This window comes from Anaerosalibacter massiliensis (assembly GCF_024623155.1).
GTDB classification, from domain to species: Bacteria; Bacillota; Clostridia; order Tissierellales; family Sporanaerobacteraceae; genus Anaerosalibacter; species Anaerosalibacter massiliensis.
On sequence record NZ_JANJZL010000005.1, the window covers coordinates 76,900 to 102,709 of the forward strand.

The 25,810-nt window shown below is 29.1% G+C and carries 25 protein-coding genes, 1 tRNA gene and 1 other RNA gene; 8 read left to right on the top strand and 19 right to left on the bottom strand.

Annotation, left to right across the window (positions count from 1 at the left end):
- Positions 1-16 precede the first annotated feature (16 nt).
- From hsdR to dnaX, 5 genes are all read right to left on the bottom strand, one after another.
- The gene (gene hsdR / locus NSA23_RS09115) at positions 17-2,359 is read right to left on the bottom strand and encodes an EcoAI/FtnUII family type I restriction enzme subunit R (protein WP_222704711.1); all 2,343 of its coding nucleotides are present in this window, start codon (positions 2,357-2,359) and stop codon (positions 17-19) included.
- Positions 2,360-2,524: 165 nt separating this feature from the next.
- Complete coding sequence (locus tag NSA23_RS09120; RefSeq protein WP_187116628.1) at positions 2,525-2,689, bottom strand: hypothetical protein; 165 nt, start codon at positions 2,687-2,689, stop codon at positions 2,525-2,527.
- Positions 2,690-2,842: 153 nt separating this feature from the next.
- Positions 2,843-3,442 carry a recombination mediator RecR gene (gene recR, locus NSA23_RS09125; RefSeq protein ID WP_042679228.1) on the bottom strand — a complete coding sequence of 200 codons (600 nt, stop codon included), beginning with the start codon at positions 3,440-3,442 and terminating at the stop codon, positions 2,843-2,845.
- Between the two features lie 13 nt (positions 3,443-3,455).
- Positions 3,456-3,791 carry a YbaB/EbfC family nucleoid-associated protein gene (locus tag NSA23_RS09130; protein WP_042679230.1) on the bottom strand — a complete coding sequence of 112 codons (336 nt, stop codon included), beginning with the start codon at positions 3,789-3,791 and terminating at the stop codon, positions 3,456-3,458.
- 23 nt (positions 3,792-3,814) lie between these two features.
- Positions 3,815-5,461 carry a DNA polymerase III subunit gamma/tau gene (dnaX, locus tag NSA23_RS09135; protein WP_042679232.1) on the bottom strand — a complete coding sequence of 549 codons (1,647 nt, stop codon included), beginning with the start codon at positions 5,459-5,461 and terminating at the stop codon, positions 3,815-3,817.
- 161 nt (positions 5,462-5,622) lie between these two features.
- Here dnaX and NSA23_RS09140 point away from each other — a divergent pair.
- Positions 5,623-5,712 (top strand) — tRNA-Ser (locus tag NSA23_RS09140).
- A gap of 12 nt (positions 5,713-5,724) precedes the next feature.
- Positions 5,725-5,990, top strand: an RNA gene (gene ffs, locus NSA23_RS09145) — signal recognition particle sRNA large type.
- Positions 5,991-6,040: 50 nt separating this feature from the next.
- On the opposite strand, the gene NSA23_RS09150 is transcribed toward ffs, so the two are convergent.
- From NSA23_RS09150 to NSA23_RS09165, 4 genes are read right to left on the bottom strand one after another with little or no spacing between them, the layout of a single operon-like run.
- Positions 6,041-6,481, bottom strand: coding sequence for a flagellar protein FliS (locus tag NSA23_RS09150; RefSeq protein WP_042679234.1), 441 nt, complete (start codon positions 6,479-6,481; stop codon positions 6,041-6,043).
- Between the two features lie 14 nt (positions 6,482-6,495).
- Entirely contained in the window at positions 6,496-7,353 is an 858-nt protein-coding gene (locus tag NSA23_RS09155) for a flagellin N-terminal helical domain-containing protein (protein ID WP_042679236.1), read from the bottom strand.
- Position 7,354: 1 nt separating this feature from the next.
- Complete coding sequence (locus NSA23_RS09160) at positions 7,355-7,540, bottom strand: hypothetical protein (protein ID WP_042679238.1); 186 nt, start codon at positions 7,538-7,540, stop codon at positions 7,355-7,357.
- 2 nt (positions 7,541-7,542) lie between these two features.
- Complete coding sequence (locus tag NSA23_RS09165; protein ID WP_257490451.1) at positions 7,543-9,972, bottom strand: DUF6240 domain-containing protein; 2,430 nt, start codon at positions 9,970-9,972, stop codon at positions 7,543-7,545.
- 126 nt (positions 9,973-10,098) lie between these two features.
- Between NSA23_RS09165 and NSA23_RS09170 the strand changes: the two genes are divergently transcribed.
- From NSA23_RS09170 to NSA23_RS09180, 3 genes are all read left to right on the top strand, one after another.
- Positions 10,099-10,548: a YaaR family protein gene (locus NSA23_RS09170; RefSeq protein WP_246119172.1), complete on the top strand. Its 450-nt coding sequence runs from the start codon at positions 10,099-10,101 to the stop codon at positions 10,546-10,548.
- A gap of 70 nt (positions 10,549-10,618) precedes the next feature.
- The gene (locus NSA23_RS09175; RefSeq protein WP_042679244.1) at positions 10,619-10,918 is read left to right on the top strand and encodes a phasin family protein; all 300 of its coding nucleotides are present in this window, start codon (positions 10,619-10,621) and stop codon (positions 10,916-10,918) included.
- A 48-nt stretch (positions 10,919-10,966) separates the two neighbouring features.
- Positions 10,967-12,547 (top strand): ABC1 kinase family protein, encoded by a 1,581-nt coding sequence (locus tag NSA23_RS09180; protein WP_042679246.1) that lies wholly within the window; start codon positions 10,967-10,969, stop codon positions 12,545-12,547.
- A gap of 61 nt (positions 12,548-12,608) precedes the next feature.
- On the opposite strand, the gene NSA23_RS09185 is transcribed toward NSA23_RS09180, so the two are convergent.
- The 7 genes from NSA23_RS09185 to NSA23_RS09215 form a co-directional block, all read right to left on the bottom strand.
- Positions 12,609-13,979, bottom strand: a complete 1,371-nt coding sequence (locus tag NSA23_RS09185) for a PTS fructose transporter subunit IIC (RefSeq protein ID WP_222704712.1) — start codon at positions 13,977-13,979, stop codon at positions 12,609-12,611.
- A 25-nt stretch (positions 13,980-14,004) separates the two neighbouring features.
- Entirely contained in the window at positions 14,005-14,445 is a 441-nt protein-coding gene (locus NSA23_RS09190) for a PTS sugar transporter subunit IIA (RefSeq protein ID WP_042679248.1), read from the bottom strand.
- A 15-nt stretch (positions 14,446-14,460) separates the two neighbouring features.
- A complete protein-coding gene (pfkB, locus tag NSA23_RS09195) occupies positions 14,461-15,393 on the bottom strand; it encodes a 1-phosphofructokinase (RefSeq protein ID WP_042679251.1) in 933 nt (310 codons plus the stop codon).
- Between the two features lie 11 nt (positions 15,394-15,404).
- Positions 15,405-16,166, bottom strand: a complete 762-nt coding sequence (locus tag NSA23_RS09200; protein WP_042679253.1) for a DeoR/GlpR family DNA-binding transcription regulator — start codon at positions 16,164-16,166, stop codon at positions 15,405-15,407.
- Positions 16,167-16,330: 164 nt separating this feature from the next.
- Positions 16,331-18,913 (bottom strand): ATP-dependent chaperone ClpB, encoded by a 2,583-nt coding sequence (clpB, locus tag NSA23_RS09205; protein ID WP_042679255.1) that lies wholly within the window; start codon positions 18,911-18,913, stop codon positions 16,331-16,333.
- Between the two features lie 11 nt (positions 18,914-18,924).
- Positions 18,925-19,851: a DnaJ C-terminal domain-containing protein gene (locus NSA23_RS09210; RefSeq protein ID WP_042679257.1), complete on the bottom strand. Its 927-nt coding sequence runs from the start codon at positions 19,849-19,851 to the stop codon at positions 18,925-18,927.
- A 134-nt stretch (positions 19,852-19,985) separates the two neighbouring features.
- Positions 19,986-20,141 carry a Spo0E family sporulation regulatory protein-aspartic acid phosphatase gene (locus NSA23_RS09215; protein WP_222704713.1) on the bottom strand — a complete coding sequence of 52 codons (156 nt, stop codon included), beginning with the start codon at positions 20,139-20,141 and terminating at the stop codon, positions 19,986-19,988.
- Positions 20,142-20,307: 166 nt separating this feature from the next.
- Here NSA23_RS09215 and NSA23_RS09220 point away from each other — a divergent pair, with 166 nt between their 5' ends.
- The 3 genes from NSA23_RS09220 (at position 20,308) to NSA23_RS09230 (ending at position 22,512) form a co-directional block, all read left to right on the top strand.
- Positions 20,308-20,724, top strand: a complete 417-nt coding sequence (locus tag NSA23_RS09220; RefSeq protein WP_042679259.1) for a helix-turn-helix domain-containing protein — start codon at positions 20,308-20,310, stop codon at positions 20,722-20,724.
- Between the two features lie 535 nt (positions 20,725-21,259).
- A complete protein-coding gene (locus NSA23_RS09225) occupies positions 21,260-21,853 on the top strand; it encodes a TetR/AcrR family transcriptional regulator (RefSeq protein WP_257490452.1) in 594 nt (197 codons plus the stop codon).
- Between the two features lie 251 nt (positions 21,854-22,104).
- The gene (locus tag NSA23_RS09230; RefSeq protein WP_257490453.1) at positions 22,105-22,512 is read left to right on the top strand and encodes a hypothetical protein; all 408 of its coding nucleotides are present in this window, start codon (positions 22,105-22,107) and stop codon (positions 22,510-22,512) included.
- Positions 22,513-22,892: 380 nt separating this feature from the next.
- Here the strand turns inward: NSA23_RS09230 and NSA23_RS09235 are convergent, their stop codons facing one another.
- Genes NSA23_RS09235 through NSA23_RS09245 form a run of 3 tightly spaced genes read right to left on the bottom strand, consistent with a single transcriptional unit; the run spans position 22,893 to position 25,781 of the window.
- Positions 22,893-23,162 (bottom strand): metal-sensing transcriptional repressor, encoded by a 270-nt coding sequence (locus tag NSA23_RS09235; protein WP_042679265.1) that lies wholly within the window; start codon positions 23,160-23,162, stop codon positions 22,893-22,895.
- 18 nt (positions 23,163-23,180) lie between these two features.
- Entirely contained in the window at positions 23,181-23,387 is a 207-nt protein-coding gene (locus tag NSA23_RS09240; RefSeq protein ID WP_042679267.1) for a heavy-metal-associated domain-containing protein, read from the bottom strand.
- Positions 23,388-23,408: 21 nt separating this feature from the next.
- Positions 23,409-25,781, bottom strand: coding sequence for a heavy metal translocating P-type ATPase (locus NSA23_RS09245; protein WP_257490454.1), 2,373 nt, complete (start codon positions 25,779-25,781; stop codon positions 23,409-23,411).
- Positions 25,782-25,810 lie beyond the last annotated feature (29 nt).

Here is a 25,810-nt window from a genome sequence, read left to right on the forward strand (position 1 = left end):
CCTTATATAGGAGCATCTATGCGTATATTTCTTTTTCCAATTCTTTTACTGTTTTAATATATTTATCTCTACCTCCAAAGGATTTAATAATTTTTGTCGGTGTCCCTATTTTAGTAAATGGGTCCAATTTTAGGATTTCTATACTTTCCAGCTCTGATATTCCTTCATTCATATATTTATCTAAAAGGGCTTCTAATACTTCTTTTGCTATATCTGAATACTTGCCAAAATAATTTCTCTTTTTCACATTTTCTGCTCTTTCTTTTCTTGTAAGTGGTTTTTGATCAAAGGCTAAATGAAGGATTAAATCAAAATCATCTAAGTCCCTTCCCACTTCTTCTTTTATAGCGTCTAAAAATATTCCTCTTTCCTTTAACTCTTCAAGAATAGCAGTTTTTTTCTCTTCACTATTCCATCTATTTATAAATTCATTTAAATTGGCATACTCTTTTCTAATATTTTTTCTTGTATAGTCTTTTAAGGATTCGGTAACAAGTTTACCATCTTTATCATAATATTCAACTCTCTCATTTACAACCATAACATCTACATCATCTATTACATATTTAACCCTTTGACCTTCTTCCTCATCTTCAAAATCAAAGTCTCCTGAAGTTCCACTAAAGCCATTTCCAAAATCCTCAGTCTCTTCATCTATGTCTGGTGGAACTATTGTCTCTCCTTCTTCTGGTTCATATATGACTACAGGGTCACCATCAAATTCTGGGTCTGCAAAGAGTCTGGTTACTCCCCTAAAGTCCATTATAGTAAAGAACTGTTTACCATATTCTTCTTTAATCCTTGTTCCCCTACCTATAATTTGCTTAAACTCTGTCATACTATTAATATTACTATCAAGAACTATAAGCTTACAAGTTTGAGCATCTACTCCTGTTGTCATTAGCTTAGATGTAGTTACTATAGTAGGATATTTACTAGCAGGGTCTATAAAGTTATCAAGTTGAGCTTTTCCTTCGTCATTGTCCCCTGTAATTCTCATAATATATTTATTGTTTTCTTTAATTAAATCAGAATTTTCATTGATAAGGGCTTGTCGCATTCTTTCTGCATGGTCTATGTCTACACAAAATACAATAGTCTTATCAAATCGATTGGTTTTCTTTAAAAACTCTGTGATTTTTTTTGCTATTATTTCAGTTCTTTTTTCAAGGATTAAATTTCTATCAAAATCAGATATATTATATATTCTGTCTTCTATTAAGTTTCCATACTTATCTAACTTACCTTTTATAGGTCTATAGCCTTCTAAATCTTTATCTAAAGATACTCTAACTACCTTATATGGGGCTAAAAAACCATCTTCTATACCTTGTTTCAGAGAATAAGTATATATTGGCTCTCCAAAGTAGTTAGATGTGGAGATGTCTTTTGTTTCTTTGGGAGTCGCAGTGAGCCCTATTTGAGTGGCACTGCTGAAATACTCAAGAACTTCTCTCCATGCCGAATTATCTTTGGCAGACCCCCTATGACACTCATCTACTATTATTAAGTCAAAAAAATCCTGACTAAATTCTTTATATATATTTTGCCAATCTTCGCTTCCAGTCATGCTTTGATATAGTGCCAAGTATATTTCATGGGCTTTGTCTATATTTTGTCTATTTACCTTTATCATCTTGTCGCCAAAATGTTTGAAATCATTTGCCATAGTTTGATCGACTAATATATTTCTATCTGCAAGAAACAGTATTCTTTTTTTAGTCTTTGACTTCCATAGTCTATATATGATTTGAAAGGCTGTATAAGTCTTCCCCGTTCCTGTAGCCATAACAAGCAGTATTCTATCCTGTCCTTTTGCTATAGCTTCTATGGTTCTATTGATAGCTACTCTTTGATAATATCTTGGAGTTTTACCGCTCATATCAAAGAAATAGTCTTCAGAAACAATCTTTTCTTCATGAGATTGTATCCCTTTTCCATTTTTGTATCTTTCCCAAAGTTCAGATGGACTTGGAAATTCATCTAATCTTAATTCTTTTTCTTTTCCTGTAAAATTGTCATGCTCTATAAATCCATCTCCATTGGAACTATATATAAATGGTATATCTAAAATATCACCATATTCAAGTCCTTGTTGCATTCCAGCTCCCATAGACTTTTTATTGTCTTTGGCTTCTATTATAGCAAGGGGGATATTAGGTTTATAGCTTAAAATATAATCTGCTCTTTTCCTTTTGCCTCTGGCTACAAGGTTTTTTCTAACTATAATCCTGCCATCTGTAAAGCTATATTCAGCCCTTACCTGAGTTTTTATATCCCATCCTGCTTTTTCTATAGCAGGGGTAATGTATTTCATTTTTATATCTTCTTCCGATAAAGTTTTTTTATTTATAGCCATTACCCTCATCCCTTTCTTTCCCTATATATTTATAAAATTTCAAGATATATTGTATAATATTGCATATATTATAACATAATTTTAATTTCATTATATAGAATAAAAACCATAGTTCCAAGGTATTTTCTCTTATCTTAGGACTATGGTTTCTAGTAAATTATATCATTATACTGGCCTATTTTTTAATACTTTAATATCCACTTCATGTTTTCCTACTATATCTTTTACTGCCTCAAGATTTTCATCTATATTTTTAAAATATCCCTGCATATAGGCTGTATCATTAAACATCTTATCATGTTCTGCTTTGTTTACTTCTGGGTTATGCATCAATACTTTCGATATAGAATAATCTTCTTTTTGTTGTTATTTAATCTACTTTACTTCATCTTTCATTGATGCCATCTCTTTTTTTATCGACACTATCTCAGTCAATATAGATTCTAATATTTCTCTATCTGTCATACAAGTTTACCTAAAGCTTTACAACTCTCTTCTACCTTCTAAAGCTTTTGAAAGAGTTACTTCATCATAGTATTCTAAATCTCCTCCTACAGGTATTCCATGGGCAATTCTAGTTGTTTTTATTCCCATTGGTTTTAGAAGTTTTGAAATATACATTGCTGTTGCTTCTCCTTCTACTGTAGGATTTGTTGCTAAAATCACTTCTTCTACTTCTTCATTTTGAAGTCTTTTTAAAAGCTCTTTTATTCTTATATCATCTGGTCCTATGTCATCCATAGGAGATATAGCCCCATGGAGAACATGATACATCCCATTATATTCTCTAGTTTTCTCCATAGCTACCACATCTTTAGGCCCTTGAACTACACATATTGTAGAACTATCTCTTTTTGTATTTCTACAGAGATGACAAGGGTCTTCATCTGTTAGATTGCAACACACACTACAATACTTTATTTTAGATTTTGCACTAACAATTGAATGAGCTAATTTTTCTGCTTCCACATTTTCCATTTCAAGAATATAAAAGGCTAATCTTTGAGCTGTTTTCTTACCTACTCCTGGAAGTTTAGATAATTCATCTATTAAATTGGCTATAGGTAATGCATAGTATTCCATATCTTATTTCCTCCTAGAAAAGACCTGGAATATTCATTCCTCCAGTAATCTTTTGCATTTCTTTTGAAACATACTCTTCCGCATTTCTCAATGCTTCATTTACAGCTGCTAATACTAAATCTTGTAACATTTCTACATCATCAGGATCTACTACATCTTTATCTATAGTAATAGAAACTACTTCTTTCTTTCCATTAGCTATTGCAGTTACTGCACCACCACCTGCACTAGCTTCTATTTCTTTCTCCTCTAGTTTTTCTTGAAGTGTCGCCATTTCTTTTTGCATTTTTTGAACTTGTTTCATCATGCCACCCATATTACCCATTCCTGGGAATCCACCTCTAGCCATAAAATTTTCCTCCTTAATTATAATTATTTTTTTATTCGGACTAAGTCCTTTCCAAAAAAGTCTACCACTTCTTGAGTCATTTTTTCAATTTCATTGTTTTTTTTTACCTCTTTTTTTTCTATACTATTTGTCATAACAAATTTAACCCTTATATTTTTATTGAAAAAGCTTGAAATAGTTTTCTCAATAAATTCTCTGTTATGATCTTTCTCTAAAGCTTGTTTATGAAAGCCAAAACCATCTCCATATCCTATAGTTAGCATTTTATTTTCATAGGATAATGGTTCTCCTTCTTTTAATAAAGCTTGGGTAGAAACTCTTTTGCTTTTTATTTCCTTCAAAATATTTGGCCATTTATCCTTTATTTCATTAAAACTTATATCTTTTCCATCATCTACTATTTCTACTACTTCTTCTTTTTTTTCTTCTTTCTTTATTTTAGACTTTTCTATTTTTTGTTCCTTATATTCATAAGGCCTTTCTACTGTTTTTTTCTGAATTTCCCTATTTTTTTCTTCTACATTCACATTTCCATTTTGTATCATTTCTTCTAATCTGTCTAATCTCTCTTCTAAACTGTACTCATCAGTTAAAGATATGAGCTTTACAATCATCATCTCAAGAATAATTCTAGGTTGGCTAGACCATTTAGCTTGGTTTTCTCCTTCATTTAATATTTGAATAGACTTTAAAATAAAATCCAAGCATAAGGATTTAGCCTGATTTTCATATCTTTTTACTGTTTCCATTTCTAAGTCTATTATATCTGATGAGTCTTTAGAAGTCTTTGCTATCATCAAATTTCTAAAATGATATACCAAGTCTTTTATAAATTGGTTAATATCTTTTCCATTTTGTATAATATTATCTAATATATTTAATGATTCCTCTAAATTTTTGTCCTCTATATTATCTACTAGGCTAAATATTAAATCATTATTAGCTATACCTAATATATCTAAAACATCTTCATAGCTTAGAACTCCTTCTCTAAAAGATACACATTGATCAAGTAGACTTAAAGCATCTCTCATGGCCCCATCAGAATTTCTTGCAATAAGTTTCAATGCACTTTCTTCTGCCTTAAAATCTATTTCATTACATATATTATTCAAATTTTTAATTATATCCTCTGTAGTTATTCTTTTAAAATCAAACCTTTGGCATCTTGAAAGGATAGTTTGAGGAAGTTTTTCGGATTCGGTAGTAGCAAGTATAAATATTAAATGTTTAGGGGGTTCTTCTAATGTTTTTAGAAGAGCATTAAAAGCTGATGTTGAAAGCATATGAACCTCATCTATTATATATACCTTATATCTTGCTCTAGATGGAGGATATTTTACCTTTTCTCTTAATTCCCTTACATCATCTACCTTATTATTGCTAGCTGCATCCATTTCTATAACATCCATTATACTTTCATGAAGAATACCCTTACATACTTCACAATTGTTACAAGGGTTTCCATCTTGTGAATCAATACAATTCACAGCTCTTGCAAAAATTTTAGCTACAGAAGTCTTTCCAGTTCCTCTAGTTCCTGAAAAAAGATACGCATGACCAATATTATCTCTTAATATTTGATTTTTTAAAGTAGTAGTTATATGATTTTGTCCTAGTACTTCATCAAAATTTTTAGGACGAAATCGCCTATAGAGTGCTTGATACATATTTTTATCCACCTTTATTGTCATTAATAAATATATTATACCAAATAAGTCTTGTCAAATACATACCTTAATCACAAACTTTTAAAATATGTATTTGACATACATTGAATTTTCTTGTATAATATAAATCTGTAATGTATAATTTAAAATTTAAATAATTTGGAGAGGTGACCGAGTGGCTGAAGGTGCCCGCCTGGAAAGCGAGTAGACGTTAACGCGTCTCGTGGGTTCAAATCCCACTCTCTCCGCCATCAAAATTTTTGCCGTGCTAGATGGGGAGGTAGCGGTGCCCTGTAACCTGCAATCCGCTATAGCAGGATTGAATTCCTAGCTCCGGCTTATTTATTTTGGAGTCTGCCCTAAATAAGTGATGTTGACGATTGGGTCCTACGCAATGGAAATTCATGAACTCCGTCAGGTCCGGGAGGAAGCAGCGGTAAGTGAACACTTTCATGTGCCGTGGGAGTGCCTGATCCGAGTTAACTGTTTAGGTAACGTCTAGGATAATAAGTCTAAACTAGGTGCACGGCTTACATATGAGAAGAAAAAACTGTCTTAAATTTAAGACAGTTTTTATTTTTATCCTTGAAAATCTTTATTTCTCTTCAATTGATAATCATCAAGACTTGATCTTCCATAAGTAAGTCCAGTAACTACCTTAGGGTCTATATTTTTTTCTATTTGGTCGAATCCTTCTTTCAATGGCTGAATTATTTTAATAGCTGTTTCAAAATAGGATTTATCTTTTTTATTTTCTCCTATAGTTATAATCTTATTTGTATAGATGTATATTTCTTTTAAATTATTTGATATATTTGAATCTCCCCTCAATGTAAAAAGAAGTTCTGCCAATATATCTCTTGAATTATTATTTATATAATTTAATTTATTCCAATCATTTTTATCTATAACATCTATACTATCTTTAAAATTATCTATCATTGCTTCATAAAGTATAGATACTAGTCCTGCTTCATTAGTAGATGATATTCTTTTCTCTATTTCTTCTTTATTTAACATTCTTTCATCTCCTATTATCTAAGTAATTGCAGTACTCCTTGTGGTAGTTGATTTGCTTGAGCAAGCATAGCTATTCCAGCTTGTTGAAGTATATTTAATCTTGTAAATTCAGACATTTCAAGAGCCATATCTGCATCTTCTATTCTTGACATGGAAGCTGTTAAATTTTCAGCTGTATTATCAATATTTTTCATAGTATGTTCTAGTCGGTTTTGATAAGCTCCAAGTTTAGAACGCATTTCTGCTACTTTATCTACAGCCTTATTAAATACTTCTATGCCCTTTCCAATTTTTTCACTATCTAATTTTTTCTCCTCTTCTGTAGCTTTTATTGCTTCCTCTATTTCTTCTTTAAAATCATTAATTCCTAATCCAGAAATTGTTGAATTTATATCTTTCATATCTATTTCTATAATTTGTCCTTCATCTGCACCTACTTGCAATTTAATTTTCTCTTTTCCATTTAATAATTTTTTTCCATTGAATTCTGTATCATTAGCTATTTGTTCTATTTGATCTGTTAATTGCAATATTTCATCTCCAATAGCTTTTAAATCATCTTCTGCATAAGTTCCATTTGCACCTTGTACAGAAAGCTCTCTCATTCTTTGAAGCATAGCATGAACTTCATTCAATGCTCCTTCTGCTGTTTGTATAAGAGATACACCATCTAATGAATTTCTACTTGCTTGTCTAAGTCCTCTTACTTGAGCTTGCATTTTTTGAGATATAGCCATTCCTGCTGCATCGTCAGCAGCTCTATTGATTCTTTTTCCTGATGATAATCTTTCTAATGATTTTTGCATCTCATTTGTATTTCCATTAAATATTCTATGAGTATTTAATGCTGGTATATTATTATTTATTCTCATTTTATTCCTCTCCTTTATCTACTTTCTCTATAAAATTCAAAGTCTCTGATAATATTAAAAGAAGTTCTTCTGGGACTTTGTCTATACTACTAGCTTCTGTACTTTCTTTTATATCTAATTTATTTTCATTATAATCTCTTTCATAAGCCCTTTTTATTTGACTCCTAGGAACTAATCTAAGTTTCACTTTCATATCCTCCTATCTACAGCCTTAAGGGAATATTCTTTATTTATTTTTTCGTTTTCATAAGAAAAACTTTTTAGATTATATCCTATATTTTTAAGACCTTCTTCAAAAATATAAGCATTTTCCAACAACATAGGTATGTTTTCCTCACTTGTTATAAATTCTACTGAAATATCCTTTCTCTCCACTTTTAAATTAAATTTTATATTTCCTATATTATTGGAATTTACATTTAAAAGAAATCTCATATCATCTTTATTTATTCCCTTGTTTAAATTAGGAATTATGATTTGTAAATTTTCAAATCCTTCTTCCATAGCTATGGGAAACTCTAAAATTAAATCATCCTTTGAAAGAGATTTTTGTATATCTAGTACTTCTTTAATATACTTAAATCTTTCTTTCTGCCTTTGATCCTCTTTGAAATCAAAGGAATTAGATAACTCCTCAATATCTTTTATTAATTCTTTATATTCTTTTTTAATTTTTCCTTCCCCATTTTTTACACTATTAGATAATTGTTTTGACTTTTCTTCTATACTCTCTATTACTTGTTTTAACTCTGAATTTTTCATATATCTATCTTCTTTTATTAAATAATCTATTGCTTTTCCTAATCCAGCTTTATTTTTTTGAAATGAATTTATTCTTCCTAATTCTTTCAAAGAAATGTCTAAACCATTTTTCATAGCTATAGGTATTAAATCATATTCTTTCCCCTTTAATGAGTTTATCTTTTTTAAAATATTTTCTCCTTGTCTATATTTGTTTGTCTTCTCTATATAATTATTTAAATCATCTAAAGGCATATATTCTATTTCTAATCCTTCTTTTATACTATTTTTAACTATATTTAGAGATAAACTTTCTTTAGCTTTCAAATATTCTTCTCTAATTATATTCTCTGTGGTTCTCTCTACGGGTACTACCTTTATATTGCTATTTTCTTTTAAAATCATTTCACTTTCATACAAATTATTTAAATTAACAGTAGAAAATCTCTTTACAGTAAAGGAAATAGTATCTGATGTTAGTCCTTCTAAACTGTGGATAATATTTGATATTTTCAGTACTTTATCCACAAGTTTATTGCTTTCTTCTCGAGAAATATTTTGTGAAAAAGACACTTCCTTTAAATTTTTAATTTTAAAATCTTCACCTTTTTTAATTAAATATATTAGATCTTCATCTTTTACTTTTCCTAAAGACTTAATTTCTTCAGATATCTTTTCTACTTTTTCACTGTCTATACCTGTATTTTTAGGGTTCCTATCTATTTCATCTTCTTTTATTATATTAGAAAGCTCTCTTATATCTTCTTCCAGTGGATTTATACCTTTACTTAAAAATTTTGATATACTTTCTTCATCAAGTAATTGTTGAAGCTCTTTTAAAGCATACTTCATATATTTTATTTCCTCTATATTATCAACAGTTATTTCTAAATTGTTCACAATAAATTGTTCTACTAAATTTAAATTTTCCTTTGATGGCTCTAAACCTAATTTTTCAAGATATTTTAATATATCACTATCTGTAGCTTTAGCTTGTACAATAAAATCATCATATTTATTTACTGCTAAATTTTCTTCTGATTCTTTAATGCTATAAGAGTATTTAGTCTTATATATATTTTCTATATTTGGAGTTAAATCTTTCTTCATTACTTTGACCAAAGTTTTGTCTTCTGTATCTTTCAAATCATGAAGTTTATAGACTATTTCTCTGACTTTCTCAATATTTTCTTTATTTATTTCTATCCCTTCCCTATGTAAAGCTATAATACTATCATAAATATCCTTTCCCATTTTTCTCCCATAAACCTGTACAGAAATTTTTTCTGCCTCTTCATAGCTTAAATCTCTTTTAAATCCTAATAACTTAGATAACGAAAACTCATCTTCCACTTCTATTTCTTTCATATATTCAACAATCTTTTGAAGTGATTCTTCTTCTATATTTATATCTTTTTTTAAAAGTTTTATAGCAGAGTCATAGTCAAATTTTTCTATTATTTCATTTAAATATTTTTCACATATAGAAAAAGACTCTATATTTTCCTTAGTCACAGGTATATTATGTTTTAATAATATTTTTCCTATTTCCAAATTTTCTTTTGTTACTTTAATTCCTATATTCTTGAGTAGATCTTCTAGTTTTCTTATCTCATTTTCATTTACATCCTTTTCTAAAGAGTGTTTACAGGATAATATATTTTCTTTCTTTATTAAAGTCTCTTCTCCAATGTCTTCCTCTATTTCTTCTTTTAATTTTAAAGTATATTTTATAATTTTTCCCTCTATTTGAGACTCTACTTTTATATCCTTGCCACTTTTTTCTACTACAGTTCCCTCAATATCATAGAATAAATTTGGCTTTAAACCATAAGCTTCTACAAGGTTTTCTTTATTTATATTTTTTATTGAATTCATATTTACCACCTTTATATTTTTCTATTAATTTTATCGTCAAATACATAGTTTTCTTTAAAATCCTTTTTATTTATAATTCATTGCCGATAATATATAATAATAAGATATAGAAGGAGAGTGATCTCTTTGGTTGAAATTAATTCTATAAATAGACAAAATAATTTATCCAAAATAGAACCAATGAAAAATCAAAATAAAAAAATAGGGCATACTAATTTTAAAGAAAAATTAGAAAGCTTGAAACAGGAGGAAATAAAAAATGAATTAAAAATTTTATTTTCTAAAATTGAAAATCAATCTACAAAGCTTCAGGATAGACTTTTTATAGAAGACTTGGTGGAATATAAAAAATTAGTAAAAGATTTTCTAGACGTCTCAGTAAACAATTCCCATATATTTTATAAGGAAAATTCTTTAGATAGAAGGGGAAGACATAGGGTATACTCTTTAGTGAAAAAAGTTGATACTGAACTAGATGAATTAACTAAAGATTTTTTGAATATAGAAGACAATAGGATTAGAATTTTAAACAGACTAGATGATATAAAAGGTTTACTTCTAGATATTCTTACATAGAATATTGACGAGGAAAATTAATATGCTACTATTAAATTAATAAACTTTTTTATGAATGGGAGGGGTGTAAATGGACAATACTTTAAAAAACATAGTATTGGCTGGAATAGGTAGTATGGCATATACCTATGAAAAAGCTAGTACTATGGTAAATACTCTAGTTCAAAAAGGTGAGCTAACTGTAAATCAAGGTAAGGAGCTAAACGAAGAGCTTAAAAAAGTTATTGATTCTAATAATAACAATCAAAATAAATCTAACATAGACACTGAAACATTAAAAAATATTATCCAACAATTAAATCTACCTACTAAAGAAGACATTAATGAACTTAAAACTAGAATTGATAATTTAGAAAAAAATAATCAGTAGGGGAGGAAAAAATACCTTGATTTTTAAATCAAGGTATTTTTAAACAACATGGACACAAATTATACTAGAAAAAGATTGAAAGAAATAGTTTCTGTTTCTGTAAAACATGGATTAAAGGGCGGAATAAATAATCCTAAACAATTTAGAATGACTTTAGAAGAATTAGGCCCTACTTTTATAAAATTTGGACAAATCCTTTCTACAAGGTCAGATATTCTACCTTCTGAGTATATTTCAGAGTTAAAAGGCCTACAAGATGATGTAAAATCTGAAACATTTGAAATAATTAGAGAAGTAATAGAAAATGAATTAGATAAGCCTTTAGAAGAAAGTTTTTCCCTATTTGAAGAAAAACCTATTGCCTCTGCATCACTATCTCAGGTCCATTATGCTGAACTAGATACTGGAGAAAAAGTAGTAGTAAAAGTTCAAAGACCGAAAACAAAAGAAAAAATGATGGCTGACATTGATATTTTAAGAAGGCTAGCCCCCTTTATAAACCTTACTCCTACTGGTAGTGCTATGGATGCTAAGGAAGTAATAGAAGAATTGGCAAATGCAACTATAAAGGAACTAGATTTTATAAATGAAGCAGAGAATACTGAAGACTTTGGAGAAAAAAATAAAGATGTAAAATTTATTCTATGTCCCAAAGTATATAAAGATTACTGTACAGAGAAAATTATTGTAATGGATTATATTAAGGGCATAAAAATTGATAATATTGAAAAATTAAAAGCTGAAGGTTATGATTTAAAAGATATTTCTACTAAATTAACCTACAATTATTTTAAACAGGTATTTGAAGATGGTTTCTTTCATGCAGATCCTCACCCTGGGAATATATTTATATATGATAGAAAAATTGGATATATAGATTTTGGCCTTATGGGAAATTTAAATGATGGTCTTAGAAAAAAATTTAATGGATTTCTTGAAGGTGTAGCCAATAGAGATATTAATTTAATGACTAAATCTGTTTTGAAAATTGGAGAAAAAAAAGGCCCTGTGGATATTAAAGATTTATATGAAGATATTGAAATAATATATGAGCAGTATATTGAAGAATCAATGGAAGATCTTGATCTTCCTCAAATAATTGAAGAAGTATTTAAAGTCTGCAAAGACAATAATATATATATGCCCAAGGATATTACTTTATTAGTAAAAGGCCTTATGACTATTCAAGGACTAATAGCTAAACTAGATTCAGAAATAAATATTATGGACACAGCTCTTCCTTATGTTAAAAATCATATGGCTAATGAAAAACTTAAAAATATAGACTTTACAGAATCTTTATATAGTATTTATAAAATGGTAAGATCTAATTTAATTATTTCTTCAAAAATTGTTGAGCTTATCGATCAAATTACAAATGGCAATTTAAAAGCTCAAATAGACTTTAAGAAATCTGAAGAAGCGGCAAATGAATTAAATAAAATGGTTAATAGGCTAATATTTGGTATGATAATAGCAGGATTAGTAGTTAGTTCCTCTATAGTTATAAATGCTAATGTAGGATTTAAAATATATGGAATATCTGCCCTTGGACTAATAGGATATTTAGGAGCTGGCATAGTTGGTTTTTGGCTACTCATCTCTATAATACGATCAGGAAAACTGTGAATTATTAATTTAATTCTAAAAAATCTGTGAGTCAAAATATCTGGCTCACAGATTTTTAAATTTATTCTACTTTAGGTTTTTTGAGAGTAGCTACTAAGAAAGCTGTAACTACTGACCCTATTGCTATGGATATAATATATGGCAAAAGTCCTTCAACTGCATTTGGGATTGGCAGTACAAATATTCCACCATGAGGTACAGCTAATTTAACTTTAAATAACATTGTCAATGCACCTGTTATGGCTGAACCTGCCATTAGCGATGGTATAACTCTTAACGGATCTGCTGCTGCAAATGGAATAGCCCCTTCAGTTATAAAGGATATTCCTAATACCAATGATGCTTTTCCTGCTTCCCTTTCTTCTTTGGTAAATTTATTCTTAGCAATTAAAGTTGCAATACCTATTCCTAATGGTGGTACCATACCTGCTGCCATTACCGCTGCCATAACTGATGAAGATTGACCCGCCGCTATAGTACTTACTCCAAAAGCATAAGCTGCTTTATTTACTGGACCACCCATATCAAAGGCCATCATAAGTCCAATTACAAGTCCTAATACTATTGCACTTCCTTCTTGAAGATTTTCTAACCAATTAGATAATCCATTGTTTATTGCTGCAGCTGGTTTACCTATTATATATAACATTAGAAGTCCTACAATTAATGAGGATAATAAGGGCAATACTAATACTGGCATAAGACCTTCCATAGTCTTTGGAAGCTTAATCCATTTTCTCAATAAAATTATAGTATATCCTGCTAAGAACCCTGCAACAAGTCCTCCTAAAAATCCTGCTCCTATTTGAGCTGAAAGCATTCCACCTATCATTCCTGGAACTAATCCTGGTCTATCAGCTATTGAGTATGCTATAAATCCTGAAAGTATAGGTATCATAAGAGCAAAAGCTGCTCCTCCTCCAATAAAACTCAATGCCCAAGGAAGCGTTCCCTCATTTTCAGCTGCATGTATTCCAAAAGCAAAAGATATTGCTATCAATATTCCTCCTGCTACAACAAAAGGAATCATATAGGATACTCCTGTCATAAGATGATGATAGGGACCTTTTTTCTTATTCTGTTTTTCTTCTTTTATTTCTGAAATCTTTTCTACATATTCTTTTTCCTCTTTCTTTAATTTCATTGCTCTTTCTATTAATCCTTTTGAATTTTTTATAGCATCTTGTACAGTTCCCTCTACAATAGGAAGACCTTCAAATTTAGTTTTATCTATTTTAGTATCTGCTGCTATTATTACTGCATGAGCTTTATTTATTTCTTCAGATGTTATTTCATTCTCTACTCCAATAGAACCATGAGTTTCCACCTTAATTTCAACATTCATTTCTTTTGCTGCCATTTGCAACGCTTCTGCCGCCATATAAGTGTGGGCAATACCCGTTGGACAAGATGTAACTGCTACGATTTTCATGATTTTTCCCCCTTTTATTTTATTTTTAAAAAGCTTCAATTATATCATCATAGGTTTTAGCCTCCATTAAAGCTTGTCTTACTTCATTATGCATAAGTCTTCTTGAAATATAGCTTAAAGCTTTCAAATGTATATCATCAGACTTTTCTGGAACTGCTATTAGAAATATTAAATGAGTAAGCTTCCCATCCATAGAATCAAAATCCACCCCATCTTTGCTTATTCCAAAGGCTATAGCTGCCTCAGATACAGCTTCACTCTTACCATGGGGTATTCCTACTCCATTTCCAATTCCAGTAGAAAACTCTTTTTCCCTTTTGAAAACTGCTTCTTTAAACATATTTTTATCCTTTATTATATTATCTTCAATAAGTATATCTATTAAATTTTCTATTATTTCTCCTTTTGTTTCTCCTTTTAAATCAAAAACCACTCTATCTTTTGTTAAAAGCTTTCTAATATCCATGTATTTCCTCCCCCTCTATAATAAGGACTTTATTTCAACATCCTTTTCAATTTTCTTTATTAGATCTATATTTGGTTTTTCAGTGCCTTCTGTCATAATTTTTGCTGTTGCACAAGCCATAGCCAATTTCAAAGTATCAAAATCATTTAGTTTATTATTTATAGCATAAACCAATGCTGCTACCATAGAATCTCCAGCCCCTACTGTGCTTTTAACTGGTACATTAAAACTTTTTGAAAATAAGCTATTATTTTCAGTTATATATATTGCACCTTTGTCTCCTAAAGATATTAGTACTTTTTTAATTCCATTATCTACTAGATATTTGCCTCCCTTTAAAATAGAATTTATATCATTTTCATCTATTTCTACTATACTTTTCAATTCATTTATATTAGGCTTTATAGCATAGGGAATAGATTTTATACCTTTGAGTAAAGGTTTTCCATCTGCATCTAAAATTACTTTTGCTCCTTTTTGCTTTAGCTTTTCTATTATATACCCATAACTTGAGTCTTTTACTCCTTTTGGTAAACTGCCTGAAACTACTACTATATCTCCCTTTTTTACAAAAAATAAGAAATAACTTAAAAATTTATCTAAATCCTTCATGCCTATTTCAAATCCTTTATCATTTATATCTGTAAAAATTCCGCTATTTTTTTCTACTATCTTTATATTGGTCCTATTTTCTCCAGATATTGTATAAAAATTAGTATCTATACCTGATTTAGTCAAATAGTTCAAGAAAAATTTAGAATTATCTTTTCCCAATATACCTGTACTTATACTTCTAGTTCCCAAGGCTTTTAAAACTTTAGAAACATTTATTCCCTTTCCACCTACATCTTCTCTAGAATCTAATATTCTATTTACTTCTCCCTTCTTTAAATCTCCCACTATTAGAGTTTTATCTATAGCTGGATTTAATGTTACAGTATGAATCATTTTTTCCTCCTCTAAGACAAATTTAAAAGTCTAATTCCTATCATTTTATAGTATTCAATTTCCTCTTTTGGCCTATTATTATTTGTTATAATACAATCTATTCTATCTAAATCAGATATTAATGAAGAATATACCTGTCCAAATTTAGATTCATCCACTAAAAGATAAATTTCACCTGATACATCTATCATAGCCTGTTTAATTGATGCTTCATCTAATGTAGGAGTAGTAATACCTGCTTTTATAGATACACCATTGGCACCTAGAAAAGTTTTATTTACTCTAAACTGTCTTATACTTTTTTCTGCTATAGGCCCTACTTGAGCTTTTGTATTCATTCTTATAATTCCACCTGTATTTATTACTTCTATATCCTCCCTATTTGCTAATTCATAAGTCAATTCAATTGAATTAGTAATTATAGTTATGTCTTTCGCCTTAAGATATTTAGATATATAATAAGTAGTAGTACCTGAATCTATAATTATGGTATCACCATCTTCAATCTGATTTGCAGCTATTTTACCTATTTTTTCTTTTTCTTTTGCATATTTATCTTGTTTCTCTATGAAACTATCCTCTAATTTATTTATTTTTTTAGATACAGCACCACCATGGGTTCTCAGTATCCTACCAGACTTTTCAAGTTCTACTAAGTCTCTTCTAATTGTTGATTCTGAAACTTTAAATTTTTTAGTAAGTTCAGAAACTTTGACACTTTCACCTCTTTTTATCATTTCTACTATCTTCATACGACGTTCTTCTGCAAACATATACACACCTCTCTGATTGCTTATAATTGTTATGTCACTTTTTGGTGAATGTTAATGATTGTTTATGATTGCTTATGACTAAAGTCAATTATATTTAAAACTTTGACTATTGTCAAGGAATAAAATAAAAAACTGTTAAGCCTAATTTGCCTAACAGTTTTGATTTACTTTATACTGAAAAAAAACCTTCCATTTTCTACTTGTACCACTATTTCAGCTTTATCCTTTATTTTTCCACCTATAAGCATCTTTCCTAATTCGGTTTCAATCTCTCTTTGCAAAAATCTTTTTACTGGTCTTGCACCATATTGTACTGAATAAGCCCTATCTAGTATTAAATCCTTTGCTTCATCTGTTAAGTCTATAGAAATTTGTCTATCTTCCAATTTAGATTGAATATCTTCCATTTGCAAATCTATTATTTTAAATACCTCTTCTCTTCCCAAAGGCCTAAACATAACTATTTCATCTATTCTATTTAAGAATTCCGGTTTGAAAGCTCTTCTCATTTCCTCTGTAACTCTTCTTTTAGCCTCTTCTGTTATTTCTCCGTCTTCTTTTAAACCTTCTAACAAATAAGATGATCCTAAATTAGATGTCATTATTATAACTGTATTTTTAAAATCTACAACTCTACCTTGATTGTCTGTAAGCCTTCCATCATCTAACACTTGAAGTAATATATTAAATACGTCTGGATGAGCCTTTTCTATTTCATCAAATAATATCACTGAATAAGGCTTTCTTCTAACTGCCTCTGTAAGTTGTCCTCCCTCATCATATCCTACATATCCTGGAGGAGCTCCAATAAGTCTTGATACTGAAAATTTTTCCATATACTCACTCATATCAATTCTTATCATATTTCTTTCATCATCAAATAAAGTTTCAGTCAATGATTTAGCAAGTTCAGTTTTTCCTACTCCCGTTGGTCCTAAAAATATAAAGCTTCCTACAGGTCTATTGAAAGATTTTAATCCAGCTCTTGCCCTAATAACTGCATCAGATACGCTTCTTACTGCTTCATCTTGTCCTACTACTCTTCTATGAAGTATTTTTTCTAAGTTGAGAAGTTTTTCTTTTTCACTTTCTACTAACTTAGTTACAGGAATTCCTGTCCATTTAGATACTACATCTGCAATTTCTTCTTCAGTTACTTCTTCTTTCAACATTCTATCTTCATTTTTATTTGATTTTTTAGCCTCTTCTAACTTTTTCTTCAGATCCGGCAATTTTCCATATTTCAATACTGATAGTTTTTCTAAATCATATTCTCTTTCAGCTTCTTCTATTTCCCTTTTAGTTTTATCTATTCCTTCTTTTATATCTTTTACTCTTTTTATATCTTCTTTTTCTTCCTTCCATTGTTTTTTCTTATATTCATATTCTATTTTCAAATCAGATAATTCCATTTCTATTTTTTTCAATCTTTCTAGAGAATTTTCATCTGTTTCACGCTTTAAAGCCTCTTTTTCAATTTCAAGTTGCATAGTTTTCCTTCTTATCTCATCTAGTTCTACAGGCATGCTATCTATTTCTGTTCTTATCATAGCTGAAGCTTCATCCATTAAATCTATTGCCTTATCTGGCAAAAATCTATCTGATATATATCTATCTGAAAGAGTGGCACAAGCTATTACAGCACTATCTGAAATACGAATACCATGATGAATTTCATATTTCTCCTTAAGTCCCCTTAAAATAGCTATAGTGTCTTCTACATCTGGTTCATCTACTAATACTTTTTGAAATCTTCTTTCAAGAGCTGCATCCTTTTCTATATATTGTCTATATTCATCAAGGGTAGTTGCCCCTATACAATGAAGTTCTCCTCTTGCAAGCATAGGTTTTAGTATATTTGAAGCATCCATTGCTCCTTCTGCCGCCCCTGCACCTACTATATTGTGAATTTCATCAATAAATAATATTATTTCTCCTTCTGATTTTTCTACCTCTTTTAAAACTGATTTAAGTCTTTCTTCAAATTCTCCTCTAAACTTTGCTCCCGCTATTAAAGAACCCATATCTAATTCAAATATGGTCTTATCTTTTAACCCTTCAGGTACATCTCCATTAATTATTCTTTGAGCTAAACCCTCTACTATAGCAGTTTTTCCTACTCCTGGCTCTCCTATTAAGACTGGATTGTTTTTAGTCCTTCTTGAGAGAATTCTAATTGTATTTCTAATTTCATCATCTCTTCCTATAACAGGGTCTAATTTCCCCTTTTCAGCTTCTTTAACTAAATCCCTTCCATATTGCTTTAGTGGATTATAAGTTCCTTCTGGATTATCTGAAGTAATAGTTTGATTTCCTCTTACCTTCTCTAATCCTTCCATAAACCTTTCTAAATTAATATTATATTTTTTTAGAATTTTTTCAGAAGAAATTTCTTTTTCTTGAAGAATTGCCATGAATATATGTTCTACACTTATATACTCATCTCCAAGTCTCTTAGCCTCATCTTCCGCTTTTAAAAGTATTTTGGCAAAAGCCCTACTATTGTAAAGGGAATTTGAGCCATATTGTTTTGAAAGTTTATTTACTTCTCTTTTCACATCTTCCCTAATTAAATCTATATTTTCTCCTATGTTTTTTATAATTTGAGAAATAAGCCCCTCTCTATCTTCAATAAGAGCTAAAAGGAGATGTAAATCTTCTACTTGAGGATTTTCATATTTTATAGCTAATTCTTGTGCTCTACCTATAGCCTCTTGACTCTTTTGGGTAAATCTTTCCATATCCATTTACATCACTCCTATTCTCTTGGATTATAATTTGAAATATCTCTTAACTTTTTGTAAAGCTCTTTTTCCTCTTTTGTTAAATGAGGTGGATTTACTATAGCTATTTCAATATATAAATCTCCTGAATTTCCCTTCATATCTTTATATCCACTTCTTGGCACCCTTATTTTTTTACCGCTTTCAATTCCACTAGGTATTTTAACTTTTACTTTCCCTGATAATGTCTCCACTATAACTTGACTACCAAAGGCTGCTTCCCATGGTAGTATTTTTACTTTAGTAGTTATATCAAGTCCATCTAATTTAAACTTTCTATCCTCTAAAATATTAACCTTTAAGTATAAATCCCCACTAGTACCTATTTTGTCTCCTCTTATCTTAATTTTCTTTCCTGGAAGTATACCCTTTGGGATATTTACTGAAATAGTTTTAGTATCATTCCCTACCCTAAAGGACACTCTCTTTTTAGTTCCATCATAAGCCTCTCTTAGAGATACATTTATTTCACTTTCTATATTTTGTTTTGGTTTATCATAGAAACTTTGTCTTCTCCTACCTCCCCCAAACAAATCACTTATTCCAAAATCTTCTCCGCCAAAAAACATATTGAAGAAATCGCTAAAATCTCCTCCATTAGTAGTATAAGTATAGCTCCGTCCATTTCCAAAATTGTCAAATCCAAATTGCGAAGGATCAAAATCTTGGCCATTAGCAAAGTTGCCTCTACCACCAAACATATCATATTTTTTTCTTTTCTGTTCATCTCCTAATACTTCATAAGCTTCATTTATATCTTTAAATTTTTCTTGAGCATTTTTATCTCCTGAGTTTAAATCTGGATGATATTTTTTAGCTAATTTTCTATAGGCCTTTTTTATCTCTTTTTGATCTGCATTTTTGTCTATTCCAAGTATTTTATAATAATCTTTATACTCCATATCTCATTCTCCTTCCCTACAGCAAAAATCTTGACCTTCTTTGACCTTTATTTCATTATAAGATTTTTTTCAATAAAAATCAATGTTTAATAAGAAAATGGGAAAAGCTTTAAATTACTTTTCCCATTTTCTTATTATTTTAAAAGGTTATATTTTCTATTGTTTTTGTAATACTCTACTATAAGTTCATCTATTTCTTCGCTTATTTCTAAAATCTCTTCACAATTTATATTTCTTAAATCTATATTCTTTTCTAATTTCTTTTTTGTCTTTTCAATCTTGTTTAACACTCTACTTCTCCCCCCAGTATAAATTTATTTTTAATATGTTAATGTTTTTCTTCCTTATATATAGAATACCGTTTTTTATACATATTGGCAAGTATATTTTTATGCTCTAAGCTTATTTAGCTGTAAAAGATAAAGCATTAGAGTTAGTCATAAGGAGTGAAATATAATGAATAAGAAAAATACATCCTTAAATTTTAGGGAAATAGGTGCAAGAATTAGAACAGAAAGAGAAAATTTAGATTTAACAAGGGAAAAATTTGCTGAAATTATTGAACTATCTCCTTTTTACATAGGTCAAATAGAAAGAGGAGATAGAAAAATGAGTGTAGATACTCTGATTAAAATATCAGATTCTCTCCATATATCAGTAGATTATATATTGAAGGGTTGTAAAAAATCTAACGAAGAATTAGATTTACAAAAAGAATTTCATGTACTAGAAAGTAGTGAAGAAAATTATAATAAAGTGTTAGATGAAGATATTAAAGAGCTACTTAGCATATTACAACGTTGTTCTAAAACAGAAATAAATTTAATAAAAGATATGACTAAATTGATTGTTCCATATTTAAAAAATAGATAATATAAAATAAATGGGATTCATAATGAAAACCAAATAGCCCCTATCTTTAAAAGATGGGGACTATTTGACACCTACCATAAATATATTTTATTCTCCATTTTTAACTATATTTCAGAATACCAATTTAAAATATCCATACCTCATACTTCAAGATATAAAAAATGGAATCAAATGTATAATAATTCCGCCTACAATAAAAATCATAATTTTAGGTTCATTAGCTTTTCCTCCTTTCTGTTTTAAAGTCTAAACTATTACCTAAGAGAAATGTCAATGAATATATTTACAAATAAAGTTATTAAAATTTATTTGTAAATTAACATTGTATTTATATACTATAATATTCCTGTAAATACCTATAAACCAGTAACTCATAATGCTAGATTTTATCTGTGTACTCTTCTATATTAAGGAAAATAGGTCAATTTTAATTATTTCCAAAATATAGACCATAATTTAAATTTTATTAGACCCTTGTCTATTTGAGTCAATAATATATACTCTAATTAACCAATTCGGTCAAAGGAGATTTAATATGAATATACCAGAAAATAAAAATATGAATATTATTAATGCTGCTCTAGAAGTCTTTTCTAAGTATGAGTATAAAAATGCAATTACAGATGATATTGCACATAAGGCTGGAATTTCTAAAGGTCTATTATTTCATTACTTTAAAAATAAGAAAAGCCTATATAAATATATATTTAATTATAGTAGTCAAAAAATTATAGATGCTTTAATAGATGATGAATTCTATGAAATTGATGATTTCTTTGATTTGATAATATATTCTTCTAGGAAGAAAATAAAACTTTTAGAGGATAATCCCTATATTTTAGATTTTTTTCTAAGAGCTATATACTATGAAGATAAAGACGTGGAAGATATTATAAATCCAAATATATCTCATATACTCAAAGTTACTTTTAATGAATTTTTTATTAATATAGATTTTTCTAAATTTAAAGACCATATTCATCCTATAGATATTTATAATATGATTTTTTGGATGGCAGAAGGTTACTTAAATCAAAATAGGAGAGATAAAAATAAAATTGTTCTAGATCAAATTATGGTTGAACTTGAAAAATGGGTTCAAATACTAAAACCTGCCGTGTACAAGTAAGAAAATTATGGAAATCATTGAAATTAAAGAACTAACTAAGATTTATGGAAACTTTAAGGCTATTGATGATTTAAATCTGGTAGTAGAAGAGACAGATTTCTACGGTTTTGTAGGTTGAAATGATTCTGATAAATCCACTACTATTAAAATGTATATCATATTTAAAAATCTAAAATATATTATTATTTCTTACAAAACTCTTGATATTTTGACATTAAAATTAATTTCTTAATAATATGGAGGTAAACATTATGAAGTCATTCAACTATTTTCAATTTATTTGTTTTTTATGGGCTGCTATAGGTATTGGCTCAAGAATTATTATGCTATTTATGAAACAACGTTGGAAAGAATGGGAACTTAATTCTGCTTATAAAATTAATAAACCTAAATGGGTTAATATTGTTGGAATATCTGGTTATTTATTAGTTTTTTATACTTGGTACCAAGTTATTGTAAATAATATAAAATATAGTTGGATTATTGCTTTATTAATTACTTTTACTATACTAAAAGTTAGTGCATTGTTATTTAATTATGAAAAATTTAGAAAATTTGCTGTAATAATGCTTAATAACAAAAAGAAAATGTCTATTTTAAACTCTTTTATTATAATATTATCAATAGTATTAATTTTAATGGGAATATTTCTTTATTAAATTCTTAATCTATATTCATTGATACCAAACAAATTTATAACTTGATTTTAATAGACTTATTATAATAAAAAACTCTATAAAAAATATAATCTGATTTCTCTAATTTAGACTATAATATTACTCATATCTATCTTGAAATATTAAATTAAATATATTAATTCTTAGGGCTTTTATATCATATTTCCCTTTTAATATTTATAGCTGGCTATTAACAATTTAATTTATTTTGTTCCATTATTTAACTTACAACAAGGAATATGATTATAAACACCATTCAACTCCAGTACTATCATCAAATATTTAATATTTCAATAATTTAAAATAAATATGTTATTCATCTATTTAGTATATAAAATAAACTGATGCTACGTAGCATCAGTTTATTTTATATACTTATCTATTATATTAATTATCTCATTTATCTTTTCTTCTCCTTCATGCTCACCTTCTAATATAGCTTCACTAACACAGTGTTTTAAATGTTGATCTAGTATATTTATATTAGCTTTTTTTAAAAGAGCTATTGCTGATAGTATTTGAGTTGATATGTCTACACAATATCTATCATCTTCTATCATTTTTATAATACCATCAATCTGCCCTCTAGCAGTTTTTAGAAGATTCATAGCTTTTCTTTTCTCATCATTCATCATAGTTATCACCATCTATTATTTTATTTCAACAACTCTATATCCTGCTTCATCTATAGCTTCTTTTATTTTATTATAATCTAAACTATCTCCTTCTATATCTGCTTTTTTCTCTTCTAAATTTACATTTACAGATTTAATTTCATCTAATTCCTTCAATGCTTCTTCTACTGCCTTTACACAATGACCACAAGACATACCTTCTATTAATATAGTTTTTTTCATAATAATCTCTCCTTTTAATTTTTATCCTTTAAAATTTTTAAGTCTTAAAGAGTTAGTTACAACTGATACTGAACTAAATGCCATTGCTGCACCTGCTATCATAGGATTTAAAAATCCCATGGCTGCAATAGGAATTCCTGCTGTATTGTATGCAAAAGCCCAGAATAAATTTTGTTTAATAGTCTTCATAGTTCTCTTACTTAATCTTATAGCTTTAACTATGTCTTCTAAATCCCCTCCCATAAGGGTTATGTCAGCTGCTTCCATAGCTACATCTGTACCAGTACCTATGGCAAATCCTATATCTGCTGCAACTAATGCTGGTGCATCATTTATTCCATCTCCTACCATACCTACTTTCTTTCCTTTAGCTCTAATATCCTCTACCACTTTTGCCTTATCTTCAGGTAGGACTTCTGCCAATACATTTTCAATACCTACTTCATTTGCTATAGCCTTTGCAGTCCTTTCATTATCTCCAGTTATCATATATATATCAATATCCATAGCTTTTAATTCATCTATAGCTTTTTTAGAACTTTCCTTTACACTATCTGCTACAGCAATTATACCTTTTATTTCTCCATCTATGGATAAAAGCATAGCAGTTTTGCCTTCATCTTCAAGTTTAATTAATTCATCCTCTACTGTTTTCACTTCAATATTTGCATCTTTCATTATTTTTTTGTTTCCTATGCGGATAGCTTTCCCTTCTATTGTTGAGCTAATCCCTTTTCCAGGTATAGCTAAGAACATTTCTGGCTCTATTATTTCCATATTTTTTTCTACTGCTTTATTGACTATTGCCTGACCTAGAGGATGCTCTGAAGTTTTTTCAGCAATTGCTGCCAATCTTAAAATAGTATCTTCTTCCACTCCAAATGTAACTATATCTGTAACTTCTGGCTCTCCTTTAGTTATAGTTCCTGTTTTATCAAATACTATAGTATCTAATTCATGAGTTCTTTCTAAATGTTCCCCTCCTTTAATTAATATTCCCATCTCTGCACCTTTTCCTGTACCCACCATAATAGCTGTAGGAGTTGCTAAACCTAGAGAGCAAGGACAAGCTATTACAAGTACTGCTACTGAACTAATAAGTGCATGGGTAAAATCACCCTTTACAAAATACCATATTAGAAAAGTAGCTAGTGCAATTACTAATACAGTAGGAACAAATATTCCAGATATTTTATCTGCTAATCTTTGAACTGGTGCCTTAGACCCTTGAGCATCTTCTACTAATTTAATTATTTGGGCTAATGCTGTATCTTTACCTACTTTTTTTGCTTCAAATTTAAATGTTCCAAATTTATTTATAGTAGCACCTATTACTTCATCTCCCATTTGTTTATCTACAGGAATACTCTCCCCTGTAATCATAGATTCATCTATTGATGAATTTCCTTCAACTATTATACCATCTACAGGAATTCTTTCTCCTGGTCTAACTACAATAATATGCCCCACTTCTACATTATCTATAGGGATATCCTTTTCTACTCCATCTTCTATAACTCTTGCAGTCTTAGGTTGAAGTCCCATTAACTTTTTAATAGCCTCTGAAGTCTTTCCTTTGGCTACTGCTTCAAAAGTTTTTCCTAGGAGTATTAAAGTAATAATTACTGCTGAAGCTTCAAAATAATATTCCCCCACTCCAGATAACAAATTATATAAGCTAAAGAAATAAGCTGCACTAGTTCCCATAGATACTAGTACATCCATATTAGCTCCTCCACCTCTTAAAGATTTAAAAGCTCCTTCATAAAATCTATAACCAATTATAAATTGGACTGGAGTTGCCAATGCCAGTTGAAAATATCCATTGCTAAGTATAGTGTGTACTCCAGCCATATGGAAAAACATTGCTGAAAACAAAGGTATACTTAATATAGCCGAAATAATAAAGGAAGTTTTTAATGATTTTATTTCTTTTTCTCTAATCTTCTTTTCTCTATCTACATCTTTTTCTTTCTCTAACTCTGCTTTATATCCAGCTTTTTCTACAGCTTTTACAAAGTCTTCTACTCCTAATTCATCAGATACATAGCTTATAGTTCCCTTATTTAAGGTTAGGTTTACATTAGCCTCTACTACACCATCTACTTTATTTAAAGCTTTCTCAACCCTTGCAGAGCAAGCAGAACAAGTCATTCCTTCTATTAAAAGATTCACCTTATTTAAATTGACATTATATCCTGTCTTTTCAATAATATTAATTATCTCATCTAATGATATTTTGTCTTCATCATATTCTATATTGGCTTTTTCAGCTAATAAATTCACTATGGAAGATTCTATACCATCTTTCTTTGAAAGTACTCTTTCTATTCTCTGTGCACAAGCAGCACAGGACATACCTGATATATTTAAAGTTATATTTTTAATATTCATTCTATCACTCCTTTCCTTTTCCCCTCCCA